Source organism: Cohnella nanjingensis (assembly GCF_014212125.1).
Lineage (GTDB): Bacteria > Bacillota > Bacilli > Paenibacillales > Paenibacillaceae > Cohnella > Cohnella nanjingensis.
The window spans coordinates 126,698-150,798 of record NZ_JACJVP010000007.1 but is presented as its reverse complement, the minus strand read 5'-3'; the positions used below and the strand labels follow the sequence as shown (position 1 = coordinate 150,798).

23 protein-coding genes and 1 riboswitch are annotated in these 24,101 nt (G+C 61.0%); of the genes, 7 read left to right on the top strand and 16 right to left on the bottom strand.

Going from position 1 to position 24,101, the window contains the following annotated elements; translation table 11 throughout:
* Nucleotides 1–317: 317 nt before the first annotated feature.
* Both H7C19_RS06465 and H7C19_RS06460 read right to left on the bottom strand, forming a co-directional pair.
* Nucleotides 318–836 carry a hypothetical protein gene (locus tag H7C19_RS06465; RefSeq protein WP_185141764.1) on the bottom strand — a complete coding sequence of 173 codons (519 nt, stop codon included), beginning with the start codon at nt 834–836 and terminating at the stop codon, nt 318–320.
* 182 nt (nt 837–1,018) lie between these two features.
* Nucleotides 1,019–1,363, bottom strand: a complete 345-nt coding sequence (locus H7C19_RS06460; protein ID WP_185141763.1) for a winged helix-turn-helix transcriptional regulator — start codon at nt 1,361–1,363, stop codon at nt 1,019–1,021.
* Nucleotides 1,364–1,502: 139 nt separating this feature from the next.
* Here H7C19_RS06460 and H7C19_RS06455 point away from each other — a divergent pair, with 139 nt between their 5' ends.
* The gene (locus H7C19_RS06455) at nt 1,503–1,856 is read left to right on the top strand and encodes a DoxX family protein (protein WP_185141762.1); all 354 of its coding nucleotides are present in this window, start codon (nt 1,503–1,505) and stop codon (nt 1,854–1,856) included.
* Nucleotides 1,857–2,095: 239 nt separating this feature from the next.
* Here the strand turns inward: H7C19_RS06455 and H7C19_RS06450 are convergent, their stop codons facing one another.
* The 3 genes from H7C19_RS06450 to H7C19_RS06440 all read right to left on the bottom strand — a co-directional run bounded on the left by H7C19_RS06450 (nt 2,096) and on the right by H7C19_RS06440 (nt 5,983).
* Nucleotides 2,096–3,580, bottom strand: a complete 1,485-nt coding sequence (locus H7C19_RS06450; protein WP_221469075.1) for a hypothetical protein — start codon at nt 3,578–3,580, stop codon at nt 2,096–2,098.
* 314 nt (nt 3,581–3,894) lie between these two features.
* The gene (locus tag H7C19_RS06445) at nt 3,895–4,743 is read right to left on the bottom strand and encodes a sulfurtransferase (RefSeq protein WP_185141760.1); all 849 of its coding nucleotides are present in this window, start codon (nt 4,741–4,743) and stop codon (nt 3,895–3,897) included.
* Nucleotides 4,744–4,768: 25 nt separating this feature from the next.
* Nucleotides 4,769–5,983: an MFS transporter gene (locus H7C19_RS06440; protein WP_185141759.1), complete on the bottom strand. Its 1,215-nt coding sequence runs from the start codon at nt 5,981–5,983 to the stop codon at nt 4,769–4,771.
* A 155-nt stretch (nt 5,984–6,138) separates the two neighbouring features.
* Between H7C19_RS06440 and H7C19_RS06435 the strand changes: the two genes are divergently transcribed.
* Complete coding sequence (locus H7C19_RS06435) at nt 6,139–6,618, top strand: GNAT family N-acetyltransferase (RefSeq protein ID WP_313731429.1); 480 nt, start codon at nt 6,139–6,141, stop codon at nt 6,616–6,618.
* Between the two features lie 9 nt (nt 6,619–6,627).
* Here the strand turns inward: H7C19_RS06435 and H7C19_RS06430 are convergent, their stop codons facing one another.
* Entirely contained in the window at nt 6,628–6,990 is a 363-nt protein-coding gene (locus tag H7C19_RS06430; RefSeq protein ID WP_185141757.1) for a TFIIB-type zinc ribbon-containing protein, read from the bottom strand.
* 216 nt (nt 6,991–7,206) lie between these two features.
* Here H7C19_RS06430 and H7C19_RS06425 point away from each other — a divergent pair, with 216 nt between their 5' ends.
* Entirely contained in the window at nt 7,207–7,410 is a 204-nt protein-coding gene (locus tag H7C19_RS06425) for a DUF378 domain-containing protein (RefSeq protein ID WP_185141756.1), read from the top strand.
* A 258-nt stretch (nt 7,411–7,668) separates the two neighbouring features.
* Here the strand turns inward: H7C19_RS06425 and H7C19_RS06420 are convergent, their stop codons facing one another.
* The 7 genes from H7C19_RS06420 to H7C19_RS06390 form a co-directional block, all read right to left on the bottom strand.
* Nucleotides 7,669–10,215 (bottom strand): chitobiase/beta-hexosaminidase C-terminal domain-containing protein, encoded by a 2,547-nt coding sequence (locus H7C19_RS06420; RefSeq protein WP_221469074.1) that lies wholly within the window; start codon nt 10,213–10,215, stop codon nt 7,669–7,671.
* Nucleotides 10,216–10,392: 177 nt separating this feature from the next.
* Nucleotides 10,393–10,692: a 4a-hydroxytetrahydrobiopterin dehydratase gene (locus tag H7C19_RS06415; RefSeq protein ID WP_185141754.1), complete on the bottom strand. Its 300-nt coding sequence runs from the start codon at nt 10,690–10,692 to the stop codon at nt 10,393–10,395.
* A complete protein-coding gene (locus H7C19_RS06410) occupies nt 10,671–11,417 on the bottom strand; it encodes an ECF transporter S component (RefSeq protein WP_185141753.1) in 747 nt (248 codons plus the stop codon). The genes H7C19_RS06415 and H7C19_RS06410 overlap by 22 nt, the downstream gene beginning before the upstream one ends.
* Nucleotides 11,414–13,081 (bottom strand): ABC transporter ATP-binding protein, encoded by a 1,668-nt coding sequence (locus tag H7C19_RS06405; RefSeq protein WP_185141752.1) that lies wholly within the window; start codon nt 13,079–13,081, stop codon nt 11,414–11,416. The genes H7C19_RS06410 and H7C19_RS06405 overlap by 4 nt, the downstream gene beginning before the upstream one ends.
* Entirely contained in the window at nt 13,054–13,947 is an 894-nt protein-coding gene (locus H7C19_RS06400) for an energy-coupling factor transporter transmembrane component T (RefSeq protein WP_185141751.1), read from the bottom strand. Before H7C19_RS06400 ends, H7C19_RS06405 begins: the two co-directional genes overlap by 28 nt.
* Nucleotides 13,944–15,026: a DUF4430 domain-containing protein gene (locus H7C19_RS06395; protein WP_185141750.1), complete on the bottom strand. Its 1,083-nt coding sequence runs from the start codon at nt 15,024–15,026 to the stop codon at nt 13,944–13,946. Before H7C19_RS06395 ends, H7C19_RS06400 begins: the two co-directional genes overlap by 4 nt.
* A 143-nt stretch (nt 15,027–15,169) precedes the next feature.
* Nucleotides 15,170–17,929, bottom strand: a complete 2,760-nt coding sequence (locus H7C19_RS06390) for an S-layer homology domain-containing protein (RefSeq protein ID WP_185141749.1) — start codon at nt 17,927–17,929, stop codon at nt 15,170–15,172.
* Nucleotides 17,930–18,277: 348 nt separating this feature from the next.
* Nucleotides 18,278–18,458: riboswitch (cobalamin riboswitch) on the bottom strand.
* A 334-nt stretch (nt 18,459–18,792) separates the two neighbouring features.
* Here H7C19_RS06390 and motA point away from each other — a divergent pair.
* Nucleotides 18,793–19,602, top strand: a complete 810-nt coding sequence (gene motA / locus H7C19_RS06385) for a flagellar motor stator protein MotA (RefSeq protein WP_185141748.1) — start codon at nt 18,793–18,795, stop codon at nt 19,600–19,602.
* On the top strand, nt 19,580–20,407 hold the full coding sequence (gene motB, locus H7C19_RS06380) for a flagellar motor protein MotB (RefSeq protein ID WP_185141747.1): 828 nt from the start codon (nt 19,580–19,582) through the stop codon (nt 20,405–20,407). Before motA ends, motB begins: the two co-directional genes overlap by 23 nt.
* Before the next feature lie 273 nt (nt 20,408–20,680).
* Here the strand turns inward: motB and H7C19_RS06375 are convergent, their stop codons facing one another.
* Together H7C19_RS06375 and H7C19_RS06370 are read right to left on the bottom strand one after the other, a co-directional pair.
* Nucleotides 20,681–21,361, bottom strand: coding sequence for a Rossmann-fold NAD(P)-binding domain-containing protein (locus H7C19_RS06375; RefSeq protein ID WP_185141746.1), 681 nt, complete (start codon nt 21,359–21,361; stop codon nt 20,681–20,683).
* Nucleotides 21,362–21,385: 24 nt separating this feature from the next.
* Nucleotides 21,386–22,315: a hypothetical protein gene (locus H7C19_RS06370; protein ID WP_185141745.1), complete on the bottom strand. Its 930-nt coding sequence runs from the start codon at nt 22,313–22,315 to the stop codon at nt 21,386–21,388.
* 243 nt (nt 22,316–22,558) lie between these two features.
* Between H7C19_RS06370 and tadA the strand changes: the two genes are divergently transcribed.
* The gene (gene tadA / locus H7C19_RS06365; protein WP_185141744.1) at nt 22,559–23,017 is read left to right on the top strand and encodes a tRNA adenosine(34) deaminase TadA; all 459 of its coding nucleotides are present in this window, start codon (nt 22,559–22,561) and stop codon (nt 23,015–23,017) included.
* Here tadA and H7C19_RS06360 read toward each other — a convergent pair.
* Nucleotides 22,992–23,207: an aspartyl-phosphate phosphatase Spo0E family protein gene (locus H7C19_RS06360; RefSeq protein ID WP_185141743.1), complete on the bottom strand. Its 216-nt coding sequence runs from the start codon at nt 23,205–23,207 to the stop codon at nt 22,992–22,994. The genes tadA and H7C19_RS06360 overlap by 26 nt on opposite strands.
* A 189-nt stretch (nt 23,208–23,396) precedes the next feature.
* Here H7C19_RS06360 and H7C19_RS06355 point away from each other — a divergent pair, with 189 nt between their 5' ends.
* Nucleotides 23,397–24,086 (top strand): response regulator transcription factor, encoded by a 690-nt coding sequence (locus H7C19_RS06355; RefSeq protein WP_185141742.1) that lies wholly within the window; start codon nt 23,397–23,399, stop codon nt 24,084–24,086.
* The last annotated feature ends 15 nt before the right edge of the window (nt 24,087–24,101 follow it).

Genomic DNA, 24,101 nt, shown 5'->3' with positions numbered 1-24,101 from the left:
CTCATATTTGGATCAAGTTCTTCCATCCTTACGCCGCCGCTCCTCAACCGCAGCAGCGCATCGTCCCGGATAACATACGCCTTTGATCTATACCTTATTACGATTCTTCCTTGCTAGTCAGTGCAGCGAAAAGTTCCGGAAGCCTGCCAAAAGCTTCATTCATGACAAGAGGGCTCGAATAGTCCCGCGAAGAGGCGATGAAGCCGTCCCGGACCATTATCACCATGACGAATGAGTTTACTCCTTTAGTGAAATGACGGAATTTTATCAGCCGTGTATATAGTAACAGGGTAAATAATTTGTGTTAGGCTTTTTTCTCAATCCAAATTAATATCCTCGGGCAAGTTAATGCGAAGAGCTTCTTTCTTTGTCGTATCATAAAGGACAACCCATTCGATGACCGATTCGTGAGGATTATTTATTTTTTCTAAGCAAATGAAAAAACGCTCTTGCGGAATAGCGAAATTATAAACCACCCCGCCGACTGAGATTTTTGCACTTCCAAGATTATTGTTTTCACCCAGTAGAGCAATATAACGGGAACCGGCAGACTCAATAATGAAATATCTTATTTTTGACGTTCCATGGCCTGTTCTCCTAATACGCAGTTTATTGTTAATGCCCTTTTCCAATATAGATTCCCCAATGTGGTTTACAGTTGTGAACAATACAACTTTTAATTTCCCAACATCTTTAACCTTTTGTATTGTAATAGGGCGTTGATCTGTAGAATGTTCAATGGACCTTTGGATCGCAGTTTCACTGTCATCAATAGAGAACGGTTTGATAAATACCAAATACAAGGCTAGAAAACACAGAATAATTATTACAGCCAAGAAAACATTCCTCACTATACCACCCCCTTACTTTGGAGTTAACTGGAAGAGAGGCATTCTGACTAAATGGATTTCTGCAAATCGGAGCGCCGGGAGATTGATGGCGATGCAATTGCGTGATGAGATCGAAAATTTGAAGTGCCCAAAGCAGTCATTCAATACATAGCAAAGCAGATCGAGGCTCATTCCGCAGACGGCTCTTCCCCATACAGCTCGTTCAAATGATCGATATGAGCAACTCCCCAGTCATTCATAGCCTGCAATAACGGGGTCATTCGTTGACCGTATGCCGTAATGGAATATTCGACTTTGGGAGGAATTTGGTGATAAACCTCGCGATGGATGATATCGTGATATTCTAATTCCCTTAACTGTTGCGTGAGCATCTTTTTTGTGATGTCCGGGATCGCTTTTTGAAGTTCGCTGAATCTCATTGTGCCATTTGCAAAAAGGCGAAGCAGAATAACCGGCTTCCATTTCCCGACAAGGATATCCAACGCCGTTTCAAATTTACAATAAGTAGGCATGAAAGCCCTTCTCCCCTTTCCCCTCTTAAGGTTTCCTTTTCTATACTATGTTTATTTTGAGTGCCTACTTCCGAATCGGTACCCCACAAATTATTATATATCTGGGTGTTGAAGACGTACAAGAAGAGGAGTACGAACCATGAATATCGCGTTATGGGTTACGCAAGGGATTTTAGGATTAGGATTTATTTTTTCCGGTTGGATGAAGGCGTTTCAGTATGAAAAAGCAAAAGCGTCCTGGCCTTGGGCGGGAGAAGTGGCGAGAGGGTTCGTTGCCTTTATAGGAGTCGCGGAATTGGTAGGGGTACTTGGGTTGATTTTGCCTCAAGCGACAAATATCGTACCTGTCTTGACGCCGCTTGCCGCAATCGGGCTGGCCGTCATTGTTTTTCTCGGAGCCGTATTCCATGCTAAGCGTAAAGAATACCAACAAATTGGCGTAAACATTGTATTCTTGGCGTTAGCTGTATTTGTAGCAATCGGTCGCATGTGAGTCAGAATAATGGATGCGTTCCAATCGCTCCGGATGGGGCGCAGGGCTTCATCAAAGCCCCTTCGCCGAATGAGCGGAAGAGGCCCGTTCAAATCTATGCCGTAAGGCAATCCTACAAAACTTGTCGTTCTAGATCAGTTCTTAAAGTAATAATCCCCCGCCAGATCGCGCAGAAGCATCCTGTATTGTTTTCAAACCGGAAGCTGTTGGTGGCTGGAATGAATGTTCGGCCTAATTGCCTAAGGGGTCTGGGGTATACGCTTTGAGGTCACAATCAGCAACACAACGGCAATCAACGAAAAGAGCACATTGCCTATCCAAGCTAGAAAGTCATCCGGCCATAACAATATTGTCATAGCAAAGCCTCCCCATGCATACGTAAGTAAAGCTCCGGCAACCAATGCGAACTGATGCCTCAAGCTCCACTCCTGCTGCCGTGACCAATGGGCTACGAGCGGCGACACGATACACAAGATGAATATGCCTATAATTACACCAGCCCAACTTTCAGGCTTCATAAAAAATAGGCTTGCTACTACAAACGTACCCACTCCAAGAGGCCATGGCTTCGGCACCGGGCGGGCTGAAGGAGCAGCAAGATCCTTATTCTTATTGATAACGAAGGCAATAGCAATTAGCGTGAGCGCCACAGCGGGAGCACCTATTCGCTGCGCTGGCGAAGCTACGAATTTTTCATCGGCGTATATAAAGTTAAAAACGATGGCACAGCCCACAAGGTACAATCCACCGGTTATGGACAGACCCACTTTACCTAGCCAGGGTGCCGTCATTCTGGCAGGCGTCAGCATCTCAACTATGGCTATAGGGACGCCGATACTCCAAATGACATGTCCCGCCACAAAAGCCAGGGCGTTGTAGGCGCTGATACCCAGAACGGGAATAGGTGTAATTTTCTGAGATTCAAGGCCTAAGAAGGCTGGGTTAAAAAGCGATTGATCAACGAGACCCGCCTCGATAACGCCATATGCCGCAGCCAGCAGAAATAGGGTAGGCCAACCGCGGCCAGTGCGACGGGTTAGCTCTCGAACAAGCAGGGCGCCCCCACCATACAGCGGCAGAATCAGCGGAAACCCGAGGATGTTCCTGAGCGGACTGACTCCCAGTAAAAATTCACCCACCCATGGCGCAAGAAGAAGTAAGCCCAGCGCTGGAGCAAGGCGCTGAAGCTGTGCTGACGATGAGGAAGAATCCCTGGGTGGATTCTTCGCTCCTCTCTCTCGAATCCAGCAAACTGCGCTGGCTATCAATCCAAAAACGATTCCTATTATGAAGTGAGTCGCAAGCATCCTTATAAATATCACGAAGCGAACGACTATCTCTTCCAGTGCCGGGCTGAAAAAGTCATTCCATTTAACCTTATACTCAGGTATTTCCATGGTAATCTGATGGGTTATAGCCACGAACAGGCCAAGCAGCATACCCAAAACTATATAGTCATACAACGGTCTCTTGTTCTTTCGTAACAAAGCAACGGCAAGATATACTAGAAACGGGCCTATTGAAAGCACCTTATACAGTGGCGACTCCAGCGAAAGAAGATGCAAGTCTTCTACGACCACGCGAGGAATCGCAATAGCAGCCATTACCGCCAGTAGCACCAGCGGCATATCTGTACGGATATTTAATCTCCCTCGTTTCTTTAACATGTCTATGAGCTTTTTCATCTGAATAAATCCACCTTCTTTCTTTGATTTGATTATCAACAAAGAGGTCGCTTATGTTAATGATGACTTCAATACTCGGATAGTTCTGGCCATTCTCTTCAGGAATATATACGCCATTATTTGCTGACCCCATGCGAAAAGTAAAGAACGCTGTAGTTGCGGGAGCCCGCAACCCCCAATTGCCATCAATAACCCCTTGAGAAATCTCCTCTCCAGAAGGCGGTCGGACTCTGCTTTCTCCGATTTCTTGTTTGCAAGCTGTTGCACGAAATGCCCAAAGAGGGCTGCAGCAGCCTGCCTCCCGGCAACCTGCCACAGCCCCCAAACCCGCGTCCGACGCGGCCTTACGTCTCTTACTCTTCTCCCGTCGCAATCGGATTCTCGCTATACGAGATCCAATCGCTCCAACTGCCGCCGTACAGCTTCACGTTCGTGAAGCCGGCCTCCTGCAGCGCCAGCACGTTCGGCGTCGCCGTGACGCCGGAGCCGCAGTACACGATGATCTCGCCGTCCTGCGGCAGCTCCGCGAAGCGCGCCCGCTGCTCCTCCGGCGACTTCCACGTGCCGTCCTCGCGGCGGCCGGCGCTCCAGACGCGGTTGATCGCGCCCGGGATGTGCCCCGCCTTGCGGTCGAGCGGCTCCACCTCGCCGCGGTACCGCTCGGGGTCCCGCGAATCGATCAGCACGGCCCCGCCGCGCGCGACGACTTCGCGGACGCGCTCCACGCCGACCAGCATGACCGTCCGCGGCGAAGCCGCGAACGTCGTCGGGATGACGACCGGCTGCTCTGCCGTGGTCGGATAGCCGTCCCGCACCCACGCCGAGAATCCCTCTTCCAGCACGTACGCCTGCTCATGGCCGAGATAGCGCAGCACCCACCATAGACGCGAAGCCATCGCGCCGCCCTGGTCGTCGTACGCGACGACGCGCGACTCGCGGCTGATGCCCGCCCGGCCAAGCCGCTCCGCCAGCGTCTCGACATCCGGCAGAGGATGCCGACCGCCGTGTTCGCCGATCGGCGCTGACAGGTCGCGCTCGAGATCGACGTAAACCGCGCGAGGAATGTGGCTCTCCGTGTAGGCTTCCTGTCCGGACGCCGGCTTGCCCAGTTGGAAGCGGCAATCGACGATCACGAGATCCGGCTCGTATAGACGGGCCAGCAACCACTTCTTAGACACGACATACTGCTGTTGATTGGACATGATTCGGACAATCCCCTTCCATCGGTTAGATGCTATTCGGATTCGGATTCAACTTAGACAAGCGGGCGGACCGGCTCGCGGCCGCCGCGGCGGCCATCACGGCCAACATGAGCACCGCGAGGACCGCCAGCATCCAGCGAGTCGCGTCCGCGCCGTACTGGTCGAGGAACCAGCCGGTACCCTTCGGCAGCACCGCGCCGCCGAGCAAGCCGCAGGCCATGAGCATGCTGGTCGTCCGCTCCGTCATCCCCGGCGCGGAGCGGTTCGCGAACACGAGCGCGACCGCGAACATCCCGGACATGGCGAGCCCCGCGCCGAACGCGAGCACGAACATGGCGGCCGCGCCTCCCAGCGCGCCCATCAGGACGAACATGACCGCCGCCGCGCCGCACATCGAGAGCAAGTAGGCGACGCCGCCCCAACGGTCGGCGAGCTGCCCGGCGAACAGGCGTCCGATCGTCATCGCGCCCCAGAAGGCGCTGAGCGCGAGCGTCGCCGTCGCGTCGGATAGTCCGTTGTTCTGCACGAGCAGCGACGGCAGATAATGCGCGAAGCTCATCTCGAAGCCGACGTAGATCGCGAAGAATACCGCGCACGTGATCAGCACCCAACGCATCGGGCCGCGGCCGAGCAGGCTCTTGCGAGCTGGAGCATCCGCGCTCCCGGCATGCGCGGCTTCCGCGTCCAACGGCCGATTCAGGATCGACGGCCAGAAGAACGCCCATAACAGCAGCGTGATCGCCGACAGGACGCCGACCAGCCCGAACGCCCATCTCCACTGCTCGATGTCGATGAGCAGCGCGCCGACGAACGGCATGACCAGCGCGCCCGCCCCGAAGAAAACCTCGACACGGCTCATCGCCGTGTTCGCTTTGTCCCCTGCGGAGCCGATAATGAACGAACCGACGACCGGCTCCGTGATGCCGAAGCCGAATCCCGCGACCGGCGCGATCGCGAGCATGACGCCCCATGGCGGCAGGAGCGTATAGGACAACTCGGCGACGAGCATAAAGGCGAGCGCGCCGAGGAGCAATCTCTTTTTGCCGAGCTTCCGCAGCAGCCAGGGCGCGCAGAGCGTGCCGACCAAGCCGCCTAGGAATTGATTCATGACAAGCTGGCCGCCGTCGCCGTATTGCACGCCGTAGGCATGGACCATCGGTTCCATGACCGCGCCGACCACGAGCTGGCCAAGTCCGATCGTTAAGTATGCAAGACAGCCTAAGAGGACAAGCCGTACCATTCTTCCATTCTCCCTCCCGGCCATCCGTCTCGGACAGCCGACTTTCCTATCATACCATGCGCCGCCGCAGCCTGGAACCGCCTCGGAATTCCAGCCGCCAAGGCCAAGGATCTATGGTATGCTTGGTCTACCAAGGGACGAGAGGGGAACGGGAAGTGAGCTTGCCTGAATTTCATTTCTGGCCGATGACGGAGCAGGACGGCGCGGCCATCTGCGAATGGCGCTACCCTCCGCCCTACGAGATGTTCCGCTGGCTGCCGTGGACGATGATGACGGTGCAGCGGCGGGAGTTCGGCGATCCCGAGATTCGCAGGCAGCAGTACGCCTCCGTCTGCGACGCGGAGAGCCGGCTGATCGGATATGCGCAGTTCTTTCCTATGCAAGGGGTCGTTCGGCTGGGTATGGGCCTTCGCCCGGATTGTTGCGGGAAGGGTTGGGGCGCGGCGTTCGCTCGCGCGATCGCGATGGAGGCGTCATCCCGACAGCCCGGGGCGCAGATCGACCTCGAGGTGGAACAGTGGAACGCGAGGGCGATTCGCGCCTACGAGCGGGCCGGATTCAAGGTGGAAGACCAGTACGAGCGGCAGGCGTCGCACGGTACTGTACAGGTCTATTGCATGGTCTATTCAGGCTAGGCCGAACGATCAATCGAACAAGTCTCCGAACACGTCGAGTACGGATTTCTTTTTCTTCTTATAGGGACCCTTGTGGTTGCCGTAGTGGAGGTCATGGCCCGCGTTCGGGTTATGTCCCTGATTGTAGTTGCCAGGCTGGTTGTATTGGGGCGGCTGGCTGTAGTTCGCCCGCTTGCGGCGATCGTCGTCATCGTCGTCGTCGCGGTAATGCCATTGATTGTAATCTTCGCGGACCTCGCGGACGTCGGTCATCAGCTTGTCCAATTCTCCGCGGTCCAGCCATACGCCTTTGCAGGCGGGACATACATCGATCAGAATGCCGTTTTTCTCTACTTCGCGCATGCGCGAATCATCGCAAACCGGACAGTTCATCAGGATCAGCCTCCTTCTCTTATTAGGACTTAGTACGGCGCCGGCCCAAGATGGTTCCGCCCCCGCCCGATTTTGGCATAACTCTCCAAGATCACTCATAGGGTGTAAAAGTAAAAACGGCTGTGCCGTCTTTGAACGATGGCCGAACGTTTTTATCGGAGACGATATTCGAATCGTCGGAGTAAGGCCAATTCGCGCGAAGGGGGTTCTCTTCTCATGAAAGTACTCAATGTGATCAGCTTGATCCTCGTCATCCTGGGTGGCTTGAACTGGTTATCCGTAGGCTTGTTCGAGTACGATGTGGTCAGCGAGATCTTCGGAGGCAGCACCGAAGTCGGATCCAAGATCGTATACATTGTCGTCGGCGTAGCCGCGCTGTATGCACTGTCGCTGTTCTCAAAAGTAGCCAGAGACGACTAACGAAGCAGCAGGGGCCCTCTCAGGCCAAAAAAAAAGCCGTTCCCGCGGCGCTCCTCCAAGAGCGTGCGTGAACGGCTTTTCTAATGGTACAGCGGAATTCGCTACAAATGGATGGCGGCGGTGAGCTCGGTGTTCCCTCTAGGCGATTGGCCGTAGGCGTCGGCCCCTGGGTAATCGCGATCTGATCATATCCCGTCGCCCGCCTTAATCCGGCTCATCCGAATAGCTGCGGAATGGCACCGTTTCGGATTTGGGCGCTTATCTCGGCTCCGGCATTCGCAACAGCATGGTCACGGCTTCCGCGCGCGTCGCTGTCTCGTTTGGCTCGAATCGGTTACCTGCGCGTCCAGATAGGATCTTCGCCTTCTTGGCGGTTTCTATCGCCCCTTTGGACCATTGCGGGATCGCCTTATCATCTGCGAATCCGGTCGCCGCGGAACTGCTCGCATCAAGAGACAGCCCCGCCGCTTTGACGATCATCGACACCATCTCCGCGCGGGTAATATTCGCATTCGGACGGAAGCTGCCATCCTCATAGCCGTTGACGATGCCCGCAGCGACGGCTTGAATCACCGCCGCGTTCGCCCAATCCCCAATCGTCTCCTTGTCGGTGAAAGGAAGCGTCTTGACCGCGGCGTCCAGCTTCAACGCCTGAGCGAGCATCACCGTGAACTCGGCCCGGGTGACCGGGTGGTCGGGCTTAAACGTACAATCCGGGTAGCCTTGAACCATGTGATTCGAGAGCGCCTGCTGAATATATTCTTCGGCCCAGTGGCCGGCTATATCTGCAGCCTTGCAAGCAGAAGGCTCGAGATGGAGGTGTAGCGTATACGTCTTCGAATGACCATCCTCCGCCTGAACGACCAGATCGAAGATATTGTCCCCTTCTTGCAGGCTCACCTTCGTACGGTCTGCGAGCACATGATCCTGCAGCTTGACCTGTGCGGCCGAATGCGCCGCAGCCGCGGTTAGCTCTGCTCGGTCCCCCTTCAGCCAAGCGGAATAAACGGTCGTACCTGCATCGAATGCCGGATTCAACGGGATAACCTTGCCATCCTCCCAGACCTTCAACTCCCGTAGATCGGCGTTCGAGGAACGTACGGCGCCTGAGCTAGGACCAGGTCCGGGACCGCCGCCCTCCGGCGGAGCCGGCAGAATCGTATACGCCTCGCTCATCACGGGACTGGCCGTCATTCCTGTCTTTACCGCTATCGCCTGGATCATCATCGCTCCCGTCACCGGGATCGGGGCGCCGTAGACCGCGCTAGCAACCGTTGGCGTACTGCCGTCCGTCGTGTAGTGGATCGTCGCTCCGCTCGTCGCCGTAGACAGGCTCACCTCCGTGCCTGACGCCACCGCGCCGCCCGGCGGGTTCGCCGCCGGTATCGCCGCCTGGCCCATAATCGTGTAGCTCTCGCTCATCACGGGGCTGGCCGTCATCCCCGTCTTTACCGCGATCGCCTTAATCGTCATGACTCCCGTCACCGGGATCGGGGTGCTGTAGACCGCGCTGGCAACCGTCGGCATGCTGCCGTCCGTCGTGTAGTGGATCGTCGCTCCGCTCGTCGGCGTAGACAGGCTTACCTCCGTGCCTGACGCCACCGCGCCGCCCGGCGGACTCGCCGCCGGTATCGCCGCCTGCGGCCGCGACGAGCCTTGGATCACCGTGACGCTGTTCGACAATTGGTTGGCGACATAGATGCGATTGGTGACCGGATTTACGACAACCGCGCAAGGGGAAGTTCCCGCCGCAATCGTGCTTCCCGTGTTCAACTCGCCGTCGATCACCGTAACGTCGTTACTGAGCAAGTTAGCGGTATAGATCTTGTTCGTGATCTCGTTCACTGCTAACGCATAGGGATATAACCCTGTCGCCACTGTAGTTTGGACTGCATTCGGCTGCACGGAACCGTCGATCACCGTGACTTGGTTGCCTCCTCCCCCCACATAGATTTTATTGGTCTCCGGATTCACCGTTAGAGCCGAAGGACCTGGCTGAACAGGGATCGTTGAGGCCGCATTCGTATCGCCGTTAATGACCGTAACGGTGGCGTCTAACGAGTTCGTAACGTAAATCCGGTTGGTCGTCGGATTCACCGCGACTGCCGCGGGATCTTTGCCTGCGGGCAGGGATGTCGTTCCGTTCGTGACGCCGTCAACGATGGTAACTGTACCGACGTTTCCTCCTCTAACCCCGCTTACGACGTAGATTTTGTTCGTCTGGGGATTCGCGGCAATCCCCACCGGATAGATTCCGACCGGCACCGCTGCCGTCGCCGTATTCGTGGCGCCGTCGATGACGGTCATGTTGTCGCTGTTCCGGTTGGTGACATAGATCATGTTGGTGGACGGATTCACGGCAATCGCGTTCGGCAGCGCCCCCGTGCCTACCGTCGCGATCACGCTGTCCGTCGCGCCGTCGATCACGGATACGCTATTACCGAGCCCGTTCGCGACGTAGATCCGGTTTATCGCCGGATTGAGCGCGATGGCCTGAGGTGAAAGGCCCACGGCCATATTCATGACCGAATTCGTCTCCCCATTAATAACCGAAACGGTGTTTGCCATGTTGTTCGCGACATAAATCTTGTTCGTATCCGGATTGACGACCATGGCCAGAGGCGTATTGCCTACGTTTACGGTCCCTATTCCCGTATCCGCCGAAGCCGGATAGGGCGACTGTATGAGGGCTGCCAGCAGCACGACCGCCGCCAATCCTATCCTTAGCCACTGCCCCGCTCGCCTGTGCCCCTTCCGCTCCGATCGCGACTCTGTCGAACCGCCGCCAATCTCATTTTTCCGCATGGTCCTCATCTTGCAAATCGCTCCCTTGCTAGGATATCGCTTCCATAATTCTAGCTGATATCGCATACCAAGAGTAGACTTGATGAAAAATAAGAGAAAAGGCCGTCCTGGCCCACACGGGCTAGAGACGACCTTGAACACTTCACACGAATGTCTTGGGAGGACTTGTTCCCTGGATTAATCGCGCTTCAGCAACGCCTCGTACGCCTTCGCCGAGGCGAAATCCAGCCGGGTCAGCCCACCGGCATGCCAGGTCGTCAGCTTGAGCGTCACCTTGCGATAGTCGATCGCGATAAAGGGATGGTGGTCGTCGGCCTCCGCGATCGCCGCGACTTGGCGGACGTATTCGATCGCCGCCGGAAACGAGGGAAACATGACCTTGCGGATGAGCCACTTGCCCTCCTCGACCGACCAATTGCCCAATTCCGCCAGCGCAACCTTCCATTCCGATTCCGTCAACCGTTCCGGTGTACCCATGAAGCGTCGCCTCCTTCTTCCCACAGCGTACGCTGCAGGGCTCCGTACTTGCGTCTATAGCGCTCTAGCAACGCGATCCAAGCCGGCCCGAAGACGCCGAGGAAGAACAAATTCGCTCCCGCATGCACGCCGTCGAACGGCAGCCCTGCCGCATACAGCGCGGCGATCGCGGACCAGGAATGATCCCGCGTCCAGAAATCCAGCACCAGCGTCAAGTTCATAATCCAGCCGTACAGGAATCCCCAGCAGACGCCGAAGGCGGCGAGAGGCATCCGCCTGCGCCAGAAGGGACGCCGATGGGCGAGCAGTCCGGCCGTATAGCCGGCCAGCCCCCAAGCGAACATCTGCCACGGCGTCCAGGGCCCTTGCCCCAGGAACAGATTGGACACGAGCGCGCTGACGGCGCCGACCATCCATCCCGCTTCGGCCCCGAACACGACGCCGGAGACGATGACCACGAAGGTGACCGGCGTAAACCCCGGCAGCAGCGCGGCGAACGGGATTCGGCTCACCGACGCGATCGCGGCCAGCACCGCGAGGAGCACGAGCTCCCTCGCCTGGCGCTCCCGCCGTTCGAACCGGAGCAGGAACGGGATCATGGAGAGCAGCACGAGCACGACGCCGATCAAGAGCGAATTGCCCCGCTTCAGCGCGAAGACGGCCAAGCCGAGATAGAGCGCGGCGAGTACGCCGGCGACCAGCCATGCGGGCAGTCTGCTCTTCATCGCGCGCCCGCCCCCTCGGCCGCCCGCCCCTGCGTCCGGAACAGCCGGTGCAGCGACGTGGCGTAGAATAGATTGTCTTGGAAAAAGGCGTCCGGCGCCCCGTCCGCGACGATGACCCCGCCGAACAGGAGCGAGCAGCGGGTCGCGTAGGATGCGGCGAACTCGACGTCATGCGTCGCGAGCAGCAGCGTCGTGCCTTGCCGATGCAGCGCGGTCAGATGCTCCGCCAGCCGCAGCTTGGCGAGCGGATCGAGACCCTTGGTCGGCTCGTCGAGCAGCAGCAGCCGCGGGCGGCTCATGAGCGTCATCGCGAGCGCGCCGAGCTGCTGCTCGCCGCCGCTCAGGTCGTGCGGGTGGCGGTCCAGCAGCGCCGCCAGCCCGAAGTCTTCCGCGGCTCGCTCCGCCGCCGCGGCCGGATCGGGCAGGCCCGCGTGCCGGGCGGCCTGCCGGAGGTCTTCGCGCAGCGTATCGTGCGCGTAGTGCAGCACCGGGTTCTGCGTCAGGTAGCCGATGGCGGCGTAGCGCTCCGCCGGCGAGATGCGCGAGAGCTTCGCGCCCGCGAGGCGGACTTTGCCGCGCTGCGGCTGGCGCAGGCCGGCGAGCAGCTGGAGCAGCGTCGACTTGCCGCTGCCGTTGCCGCCGAACAGGACGGCCCAGTCGCCGGCGCGCAGCTCCCATTCGAGACCCTGCAGGACCGCAGGGGCGTGCTTGTCATAGGCGAAGAATACGCCTTCGGCCGTTAGGAGCGCCTGATTAAGGTGCTTCGGATGTGCCCCGGCCGGCGGCATGGAAGATGCAGCCACTCCCGGGGCAGGCGGACGTTCGCCTGATGCCTCTAGCCAGCTGCGGGCTTCCTTCACCGACAGGGGCGGCTCCAGCCCCCGACTGGCTGCCGTCTCCCGCTCCAGCGCCCACCGGGTGACGGCGGGCAGCGACAGCCGCCAGGCGGGATCGCTGCGGCGGACGGCTTCCCGCGCGTAGGCGCGGGGCGTCCCGTCGAAAGCGACCTCGCCGCGGTCGAGCCGCACGATGCGATCCGCGAGCGGCAGCAGCTCGTCGATGCGGTGCTCGCTAAGGATGACCGTCATCGCCCACTCCTCGTTCAGCCGCTTGATCATGCCGAGAAGCTCTCTAGCCGCCAGCGGGTCGAGCTGCGCCATTGGCTCGTCGAGCAGGAGGACCCGCGGCTGCAGCATCAACACCGCCGCGAGATTGACCAGCTGCTTCTGTCCGCCGGAGAGCTCGTCGGTCCGCCGGGACAGGAGCGGCTCGAGTCCGAAGAAGCCCGCCATCTCGGCCATCCGCCGGCGCATCGCGTTCCGTTCGAGGCCGAGGTTCTCCATGCCGAACGCGAGCTCATGCTCGACGGTGTCGACGACCATCTGGTTGTCGGGATGCTGCATGACGAGGCCGATCGCGGCCGCGGCCTCCCGCGAAGCCCAGCGCTCGACCGGCATGCCGTCCATGCGGATGGCGCCGGATACGCGGCCGCCGGGCGACACCTCGCGCTTGATCAGCCGGAGCAGCGTCGACTTGCCGCTGCCCGAAGCGCCGCAGAGCACGACGAACTCGCCGTGCGCCGCCCGCAGCGAGACGCGGGACAGCGCAGGACGATCCGCGTCCGGGTAGGTGAACGTTACCTGCTCCAATTCGATGCTCGCCATGCGCTTCGATCCCTCCATTCCCAGCCGAGCGGCAGTACGATATAGATGAAGTAAACGGCCGCCACGAGACGGTCGCCTCCGCTAAGGGCAAGCGTCTCAAGGCGCGGATAGACGGCAAGCAGGCCATAGCCGTACGCCCACCCGGTCAGCAGCGCCGAGCCTGCCGCCGCCAGCGCGGCAAGCGCGATGCCGTCGCGCGCGCGGAAGCGGTAGGAGACGTACGCGCTGCGCTCTCCCGTGCCGTAGCCGCGCGCCTGCATCGAGTCGGCCGTCTGCAGCGCATCCTCGAGCGACCAAGCCAGCAGCGAATGGAGCAGCCGCGCGCCGCTGCGCGCCCGATGCGCGAGCCCGCCTTCCGTCACCGTGATCCCGCGCGTGCGCTGGACCAGCGTCAGGTCGCCCAGCCGCCGGCGAAGCCGGGGGATGAGCCCCGTCGCCATCATCGCGACCAGCGCGGTCTTCGGCAGCAGCCGCGCGAACAAGTAGAGGAACTTCTGCTCCGTCAGCACGAGACGGTAGGTGACGAACAGCGTGAGCACGTTCAGCAGCATGATCGCCATCGTCGCGCCGTAGGCGACGGATTCGAGCGTGATCGGCATGTCGCCCAGGTAGGTCAGCACGGTCCGGCCCCGATGGGAGATCAGCGGGTTGACGATCATGACGATGACGATGCCGCTCAGCATCGGCACCGCCCATCTGCGCAGCGAGGCCGCCCGGTCCAGCGCGACGTTCGCGAGGACCGCGCCGAGCCAGCCCGCGAGGAGCACCGCCGGGTGGAACAACAACATGCCGAAGGTCATCCCTCCGGCATAGTAGACAATCGCGACGATCGGATGCAGCGACCGGAAGCCGAAGCCCTCTCTCATGGCGCCGCATCCTTGTCTGCCTGCGCTTCCGCGTCCTCGGACACATAGAACCATTCCACGGCGTCGCCCGGCTTCAGCTTATTAGCGCCTGCGCCGACGTCGGCCACCTCGCCGTTCACTTTGTATTTCCAGCCGCTCGTCGGCCCGTCGTCGAATTCGAAGAGCCCGTCGATGCCCGCCACGTACGCCAGCGACCCGCTGCCGCGAATCTCGTAAGCGAGCTTCTTCGCCTTGGCCCCGCGCTTCAGGACGTCGGCAACGGTGTCGTTCTTCTTGAGCGGCACGGACGTCGCCTTCAGCACCTCGCCCCACTCGGCGTTGCCGACGATGGACAGCGTAATGTTCTCCGCTTCCGGCTCCGTTGTCGCGGCTGGGGACGAAGGCTTGGCGGCGCCGGTCTTGCCGCCGCTGCCCGGCGAGGGAGCGGCCGAGGGCTTGCCGGTCGCCGAAGGCGTTCCGCCAGACGCGGGAGTGGACGACGGCGCGTCTACCGCAGGCGTCCGCGACGGAGCCGCGGACGATGCGGGAGGCGCGGATTGCCCTCCTGCCGCAGCCGATAGCGAAGGCGAGCCGCCGCCCGTCTCGCCGGCGGTCGCGCCGGACGGCGAAGCGGAAGGGCCGGCCTCTGCGGCAATGGCAGACGAGGCCGAGGCGGACGCGGATGTGGCGGCCGGTCGCGACGTCGTGCCGTTCGTCGCCGCGGTGCCGCAGCCTGCGAGCAGCGCGCACGCCAGCGCGAGCAGCACGAAGAGCTTCGTCGCGGCGCTGCGGCGCTGCCGCACGTTGGTACAGGCGCGTGCCGACCCTGCGCGCGTGAGCCGCCTCGCTTGTTCCGTCCCTTCGCGCTGCCCGGCTCGTTTCGATAGTCCATATTCCGCGGCTTTTTCCGATTCACTGTGAAGCCCGCACCGGTCTGCCCCTGCTTGCTGCCCGGTTCGATCCGCCCGTCCGTACTTCGCGGCTTGTTCCGATTCACCGAGTAGCCCGCACCGGTCCGCTCCTGCTTGCTGCCCGGTACGGTCCGCCCGTCCGGACTCGCCGATCCGTTCCGCATCTATGCGCCCCTTGTTCGTCCTCATCCGTATCCCTCCTCTCCCCGTCCGTCATCGCGGATTACTCATTTCCTTTAAGTTCGATCGAACGCCAGTTCAAGAGAAAGGAGGAGCGCTCCCGCTCCCCTCTCTCTTCCTATTCAACCTCCAGACAGCCAGCCCGCTCGCGCTTACTTCGCGCCCGCGCCGACGCCCGGCTCTTCATAGAGCCGCACGGCGACGACCGCCGCTTGCTCGCGGCTCAGGGCCGCCTTCGGCGAGAACTTGCCGGCGTAGGCCGTCATCCAGCCGCGCGCCATGACCGCTTGCACGGACGGCAGCGCGCCCTTCGTCACCTGCGCCTGGTCGAGCAGCGCAGCCGCGCCCTTCGCCGGCGCCTGCAGCTTCAGCGCGCGCGCCAATAGCTGCGCCGCTTGTTCGCGCGTCAGCGCCTCGTCCGGCGCGAACTTGCCGGGCGCGACGCCGCCGGCCAGGCCGGCCGATGCGGCGGCCTGCACGTCCTTGGCGTACCAAGCGCCGCTAGGGACGTCTGCGAACTTCACGCCGCCCGCAGCCGGGGCGGCCGGGAGACCGAGCGACCGCGCCAGGGCGGAGACGAACTCGGCGCGGGTGACGGCTTGCTTCGGCGCGAAGCTAGCCGTGCCGTTGCCCGTGCCCTTCAGCAGCGGGACCGCCCGCGCGAGGTGAACGGCATCGCTCGCCCATGCGGCAATGCCGCTCTCGTCCTTGTAGGCCGAGACGACCGGCAGATCGGCCGCATAGCGTACGGCCGAAGGCGCCGCGCCGCTGTTGTAGCCGGTCACGACCAGCTTCTGCAGCCCTTCCTTCAAGCCTTTGATGGCGGCTTTGCCGTCAATGCCCGTCTTCACGGTCTGCCCGCCTACGGATACGGTCACGTTCGCGAGCGCCTGCGGCTCCCCGAACGCGTTCGTGTTCCAATCCCATTCCCGGTACGTAACCGAGAGAACGGAAGCTTGGTCCGGTCTCGGATTCGCCGGTGTCAGCGTCACTCGGTCGATCAGCTTCGTGCCGTCCCCGCCGTAGTAGACGACCACTTCGTCCCCGGCTTCCAGCAGGAACGCATCGATCCCTACCGCCGGCACGATCCAAGCGCCGTCCCGCTTCACCGCGTACATCCAGCCGTCGTATCCGCCGAACTTGCCGCTCGCGAGACCGGAGACGGCGGACAGGTACTTCCCGTAGGCGGAGTTCTGCACTTCATACTTCACGGACTTCGCCTTAAGCAACTGCTCCACCGCTTCCAGCGCGGTGCCGCCCTTCGCCGCACCTGCGGCCAATACGCCCTGATCGCCTTCGACGCGCACCTGCGCTTGTGAAGCGTAGGCGCCGACTTGAAGCGGCTGCGACCACGCGATGTAGGCCGGCGCCGCATCCGCTTGATAGCCGTCGACGGAGAGCGTGTAGTCGCCGGCCGCTAGGCCCGCGAAGACCGCCTTCCCGTAAGCGTCCGCCACGACCGACAGCTTCCCTGCCTTGACCGCGGCGCCGGCTGCCGGACCTACGACCTTCTTGCCGGTCGTCCAGTCGGTCGTCTCCTGCTCCACCGAGACGGTGAACGGCTGTCCGTCCCGCGGCGTTGCCGGATCCAGCTTGACGCCGTGGATCGCCGCCGTCTCGCCGCCCCCGTAGTAGACGACGAGCTTGTCGCCCGCCTTCGGCACGAACGCGCCGAGTCCGACTTCGATCGGCAGCCATGCCCCGTCGCGCCATACGGCGAATTGCCAGCCGTCATACCCGCCGAACTTGCCGTTGTCGACGCCCGCGACCGACTGCAGCATCGGGCCGAATTGCGGGTGCCGCTGTACCGTATATGCGACGTGGCCCGCATCTAGCACGCGGACGAGCGCTTCGAGCGCGGTGCCGCCCGACGCCGAACCCGCGGCGACTTGGCCGGCTAGTCCGTTCACCGTGACGTCCACCGTCAGACCGACGGCTTCGCCCGCGTAGAGCGAAGGCAGGCCGTGCTGCCAGCGCTCTACGGCCGTCAAGCCGAGCAGAGCGTTCAGCGTAGCCATGCCGTCGGCCTTGCCGTCCGGCGTATGGGCGAATTGGCCGTCCGCCAGGCGATACGCCAGGAGGCGCGTCAACGCCGTATGTCCCGACTTCGCGAAGTGCGCGTCTGCCGTCGGATCGATGCCGAGCGAGGTCAGCGCGATCAGCACCTGCGCCGCGCTCTCGCTCGATTCGGCCGGCGTGCCGAAGCCGCCGTTGTCCTTCTGGACGCCGGACAGCCAAGCCAGCGCCGCATCGACGACCGGGCGGATATCCTTGCGGTCTTGATCCTTCGCGAGCGCGGCCAGCACGATCGCGGTTACGTCGACGTCGGAGGTCCCCTTCGCGATGGACCAGCCGCCGTCCGCGTTGCGGTTGTCGACCAGCCATTTCAGGATGGCGTCGCGGCTCCATTTGTCCTGAGCACCCGGAATATAGCCGCCCGCATCCAGCGCGATCAGCGCGAACGCCGGGCCGTTCGGTCCCTGGTTCGTCAGCTTGTCGTAATTGGCGATCAGCTTGAGCAAGTCCGTCTTGTCCTTGCCGACGCTATGGGCGTCGCCGCCGCTCGCGTTCAGCGCCAGCGCTACCCGCGCATAGTCCGTAACGAGGCGCAGTTCGCCTTGATCTACGCTCTTCGCCGCGACCGGCAGGTACCGGCTCGTCTGCGGCTGTCCCGCGCGCGAGAGCGCGAACGCCGCCCAGTCGCTGATCGGCTCGCCTTTGGCGACGATCGCTTGCAGCGCGTCGACCGCCGCGCCGACATCGGCGCTCCCTGCAGTCGAAGCGGCCTTGCCGTCCTCCGCGGCCCGCGCGCCGTGCGGCCATGCGCCGAGCGCGAGCTGCAGCGCGAGCGCGATGCCGAGCGCGGCGCGCCACCAAGCGCCCGCCTTTGGTTTGTTCCCCATTGCACGCATTGTCCCATCTCCTCCGAGATCCCATTTTCCAACTCTATCGTTCAGGCAGCCGCAGCCGTTCCTCCTATATAAGGAAGCGACCGCAAGCTGCCGGAGAAGATTCGGAGAGGAACCCGTCCTCTTCCGAACCAAGTAAAAACGGTCTCGCCGTCTTCTCAGAAGAGGGCGACACGTTTTTATCAAAGACGTATCAGCAAAGTTGAGGGGAAACTTCTACTTTGCTGATACGCGCAAAAAAAGCGTCCCTCATCGCGAGGGACGCTTGCCGAGGTGAAAGCGCAGAAATAACGGGACTCACGCCCGCATCGATCCATGCCCGTCACACCCCGCCTATTCCTCGTAGGCTTCCAGTGTCGTCGAAAACAGGCAGTTCTCCTGGCTCATGGATCGCCGCGCCCCGGGCCTTCCCGGCACGCTTCGCGCGCCAGTGGCTTCTTCCGGATTGCTCCCCATTCACAGTGGCGGGACCGCGTCGGATTCGCACCGACTTCTCTATTAAGCATAAGGCTACCTATTAAAACGATTCAGCAAGTATAAGCGCCGCCTACACTGAACTGAATCGTCTTCGATAGCAACGGATTCGCCTTCTTCCATCGAAGAAAGCGAGGCCGTTCGGACTTGAATGCACCTGTTTTCCGCCGTGTATTCGGTTGTGTTGCCATCTTATCACGGCCCCCCCGACGTGTCCATACTGCAGGCGGGCCGAGGCGAGGCGCAGCAAGGCGATTTTGTGAAAATCCTGTCTTCGCCTCTAATGCTTTTGCCGCGAAATGTCGATAAACCTATTACCGTGTCGGTTGCGACAACCTGTTCGGAGCCACGCTACTCGAATCTATTTCACATCTATATGCTGGGGTGCTCTTATGAAAAACTCAACGATTCTCGGATTAATACTGGGTCTGGTCGCGCTGCTGCTCGGCATGGTGCTGAAGGGCGCGCCGCTCGCCTCCCTGATCAATAACCCAGCCGCCTATGTCATCATCCTCGTCGGCACGTGCGCCTCCGTCGCGATGGCGTTCCCGATGAGAGAACTCGCCAAGGTGCCGAAGCTCTTCAAGCTCGTGTTCGTCGAGCAGAAGCTGCTCCCGCGCCAAGACGTCATCCGCTTGTTCATGGAGTGGGCTTCGATCACTCGCCGCGAGGGCTTGCTTGCGCTGGAAGCGCGCGTCGAGGAGATCGAGGATCCGTTCCTGCGCGGCGGCATGCGCATGATCATCGACGGCAATGACCAGGACTTCGTGCGCGACGTGCTGCTCGAAGACATCTCCGCGACGGAGGAGCGCCACCGCGTGGGCGCACAGATCTTCTCCCAGGCGGGGATGTACGCGCCGACGCTCGGGGTGCTCGGGGCCGTCATCGGCCTGATCGCCGCGCTCGGCAACCTCGCCGAGATGGAGAAGCTGGCGCATGCCGTCGCCGCTGCGTTCATCGCGACGCTGCTCGGGATCTTCACCGGCTACGTGCTGTGGCATCCGATCTCCAACAAGCTGAAGCGCCTGTCCAAGCGCGAGATCGAACTGAAGCTGATGATGGTCGAGGGTCTGCTCTCCATCCAATCGGGCGTCTCCACCACCGCGATCCAACAGAAGCTCTCCGTCTTCCTCACCCCGACGGAACGCTTGGCGATGGCTGAGAAGGAGGAATCCGAACGTGAGCAAAAGGCATCGGCATGAGCCGCACGAGGAGCACCCGGACGAGTCGTGGCTCCTCCCCTACTCCGACTTAATGACGCTGCTGCTGGCGCTGTTCATCGTCTTGTACGCCGCCAGCTCCGTCAATACGTCGAAGCTTGAAGAGATGAACAAGGCGTTCAAGACGGCCTTCTCCTCCGGCATCGGCCTCCTGGACAAGTCCGCGGTCATCCAGAACGAGAAGGACGACCTGGACAAGCGCCAGAAGCAAGAGCGGGCGGACACCGAACAGAACCACAAGTCGCTCGTCAAGCAGGAGCAAGAGAATCTCGAGAAGCTGAAGCGGCAGCTCGACCAATATATTAAGAAGAACGGCCTGTCCACGCAGCTGGAGACGCAGCTCAACCAGTCGCAGCTCATGATCACGATCCGCGACAACGCGCTGTTCCCGTCCGGCACGGCGGACGTGAAGCCGGAAGCCCGCAAGCTCGCCGTCGCCATCGGCACGATGCTGGAGAAGTACCCGGACTACGAGGTCATCGTCTCGGGCCACACCGACAACCAGCCGATCAATACGTTCGAGTTCGCCTCGAACTGGGAGCTCAGCTCGAAGCGCGCGATCAACTTCATGAAGATCCTGCTGCAGAATCCCGCCTTCGATCCGAAGAAGTTCAGCGCGATCGGGTACGGCGAGTACCGCCCGCTCGAGAAGAACGACACCGACGCCGGACGCGCGAAGAACCGCCGGGTGGAAGTCTCCATCCTGCGCAAGTATACGGACGCGCCGAACGAGAGCACGACGCTGAACGCGATCGCGCACGACGCCAGCCAGGTCGGGACGCTCTAGCCCGACATCGCGCAAGGCGGACGATCCGATCCCGAATCGCCCTCTTCCCAGACGGAACGCCTGGATCCTGTCCGCGCGAATCTGCCGCTTGATCTCGATCTACAACGAACGCCCACCTACCGGAGATTGCCTGCCGGAGGTGGGCGTTGCTGCTTTGTAAGGAGGAAAAGACGACGATTCGACGGTCACGGTCAGGCGGCGGCCATATGCGACCGATCCGATCCGGCGGCCTTCTCCTTCGCCGTCAGATCTTCGCCTAGCCGCTCTTCGCCGCTACCGCGCTGCCAGCTCCGGCAGCCGGTCGTTCTCGTACACGATCTTGCCGGCAGGCGCATCGGGGGCGTTCGCGGCTGCGATCATGGCGGCTGCTACCGTATCCGCATGTACGGCGCGGTACTTGCGCAGCGCCCCGATCATGAGCGGCGCCGTCGCCCTCATGAGGACCGAGGCAAAGCGCTCGCCGGTGCGGAATTGCGCCCGATCGCCGAGCAGCAGCGACGGGCGGAAGATTCGCAGCGCGGGCAAGGGCAGCGCCCCTAGGTCCCGCTCGATCTCGCCTTTGACCCGGTTGTAGAAAATGCCGGAGCCGGCGTTGGCGCCCATCGCGGTTACGATCATCATTTGAGCGGCGCCGCGGGACGCGGCTATGCGTCCCAAGGCCAGCGGATAGTCGTGATCGACGGCGCGGAACGCCGCTTGGGATCCGGCCTGCTTGATCGTCGTCCCGAGCGCGCAGTACCAGTCCTCCGCTGCCGGGAGCGACTCCGACCGCTTCTCCAGCTCATCGAAGTTTACGACGAGCGAAATCAGCTTAGGATGCCCCTCCGCGAGGGGGCGGCGCGTCAGCGCGACGACGGCGCCGTATCGCTCATCGGCCAGCAGCCTGCGCAGCAAGCTCCGGCCGACCAATCCCGTTGCGCCGGCGAGTATGGCCGTCTTGGGTGCGATGGTCATGTCGGTAACGTCTCCTTTAGGCGATCAGTCCGTCTCTGTTGCGGGCGTCTCCGCTGCGAGCACTCCCGCCGCAGGCGCTTGGGCGTCTGCCTGGTTCGCCGCTGCCGGTTCGGTCTCGGTCGCCGGTCGGGCCGCTGCCGCGGGCGCTGGAGGCGCGAACCCCCGCAGCAGCCGGGCCAGCTCGGCCCAAGTGACTCTTCGATCCGGATGCGGCGTCGGCTGCGGGAGCAGCCCCTGGGCTTGCAGCCAGACCATGTCTTCATTGGCCAGCGTAGACCAATCCACGGCGTGCGCCCGCTGTCCGTCGCTCTCGTAAGCCGGACGTATCCGTCCTGATTGATCCGGGTGTGCGGACTGGCTTGTCTTGAACTTTTCCACGCGTACCCCTCCCTTTCCTGCCCATTCGAGCATCTTCCGCCAGATCGCCACGATATCCTGCCCATAATGCAATCCGGGAACGCGCCATACGCCGTTCAAGTCTTCCCAACAGACCTCCCGCCGCCGTCCGGTTCCTTCCGAATCGTCGGCATCCGCGTACGGAGAAGAGACGGGGAGCGCCGCGAATTGACCTAGGCGCAGGATATGCTCCTCGATCGCCGCCTCGGTGTCATAGCCCGCGCTTGCCGACGCACCGGCCCGGAGGAAGAGGGCCGAGCGGCGCCTCGCCGCCGTCAGCGCCGCAGACGCCGCCGAGCTTTCCTGAACATTCACGCTCGCATTCGCCCATGCCTTCGTTTCGTAGACCGCTTGGCAATAAGCCAAATCTCCCCGCACGCCGTAGCGTTCGCCCATCTGCAGATAGCATTCGGCCACGTCCGGCGCTGCCGGATTCCGCCTGTGGATATACGCGCGCATCTCCTCGGCCATGCATCGGGCCGGTCCCAAGATCGGAGTCTTCCCCGACGGCTGCCGATCGGTGGCTTGCCGGAACTGAAAGGCGATATCCTGGATCATCTCCCGCACCTCTTTTCGGTTCGTCCATCGCTGGCGATTGCTTGTCTTCTTTCTACTCTATTCAAGCGCAGATCGGCTTTTGAACTTCTTTTCCACTCTGTTACAATAAAAAAGCAGTTATTCCCACGATATACACATAGGTGTGAATAACTCTGTGGAAAACCCCGTAGTTATCCACAGAATTGTGCACACCATGTTAACAACGAATACACGTTCGCTGGAAAGGAAAGGAGATTCACGGTTGTGACGGAGGATGAACGCTGGATGCAAGAGGCGATCCGGCAGGCGGAAATGGCGGAGGCCATCGGGGAAGTGCCGATCGGAGCTGTCATCGTAAGGAACGGGGAGATTGTCGGGACGGGATTCAACCGCAGGGAGACGGGACTCGATCCCACGGCGCATGCGGAGATGGTAGCCATCCGGGAGGCGAGCGAGAAGCTGCAGGCCTGGAGGCTCCTGAGGTGTACCCTGTACGTCACATTGGAGCCTTGTCCGATGTGCGCGGGCGCGATTCTGCAATCCCGCGTCGAGCGGGTCGTGTACGGCGCACCGGATCCGAAGGCCGGGTGCGCGGGGACGCTCATGGACCTGCTGCAGGACACGCGATTCAATCATGTATCGCCCTGGACGTCGGGCGTGCTGCACGAATCCTGCGCCGCGCTGCTCACGAACTTCTTCAGACGGCTTCGGAGTCGGAAGTAGGCTGGCCGCATTCCCTGCGGCTCTCCTCCATGCGCAGCCGTTGCAATTGAACGATCAGCCTGTCGGCCTCTTCGCTCACGGCGACGATCTCGGGATCAGTCAAATTACCCAGGTCATTCGCCATATCGCTCAATCTGCGCTGAAGCGCTTGAAGACGACAAATCAACGATTGCGGATCCATAGAAGCCATCTTGCCGCTCCCCCTCTGCGCTTATTCGCCAAGATGACCTTACATGAGTCGTGTTAATTTCCATTATAAGATAAAATCTTCGGTTTTGATGTAGAACATTGTCGATGCATTTCTGTTAATTTCAATCAATTTTTGACAAAATTAGGTCTTTTCGCTCACTACAAAAGTCCAAAACGAGGTGTGATTCGGGTGCCCCATCATCTGCTGCTCATTGAGGACGACGAGTCGCTCCACCGCGGGATTGCGTTTACGCTGCAACAGGAAGGCTTCGAGGTGACCGGCGCGCACCATCTGGAGGAAGCGGAACGCGCCCTTGCGGCCCGTTCCTTCGACCTGATCGTGCTCGACGTCCAACTGCCGGACGGCAGCGGATTCGACTTCTGCGCGAAGCTTCGTCAGACTTCGGACACGCCAGTCGTTTTCCTAACGGCCAGCGACACCGAGATCGACATCGTTCGGGGACTCGACATCGGCGGCGACGACTATATTACGAAGCCGTTCCGCCTGCGCGAGTTCCTGTCCCGTATCCATGCCGTGCTGCGGCGCCGGGCCGCCATGAGAGCGCCGGACGAAGAGTCGGTCTGGAGATCGGGCGACTTGACGCTTCATCCCGGCGAGATGCGCTTGCAGAAGCAGGGCCGGGATATCGCGCTTAGTATAACCGAGTTTCGCCTGTTATCCCTGTTCATGAGCCATCCGCGCGCCGTCCTGTCCAAGGAGCAGATCCTGCAGCACCTGTGGCAGAACGGCGGAGATTATATCGACGACAATACGGTAGCCGTCAATATCCGCAGGCTGCGGGAGAAGATCGAGGAACGCCCGGAGGATCCCCAGCGGATCGTCACGGTGCGCGGCGCGGGGTACCGATGGAACGCCTAGGCGCGGAACGCATTC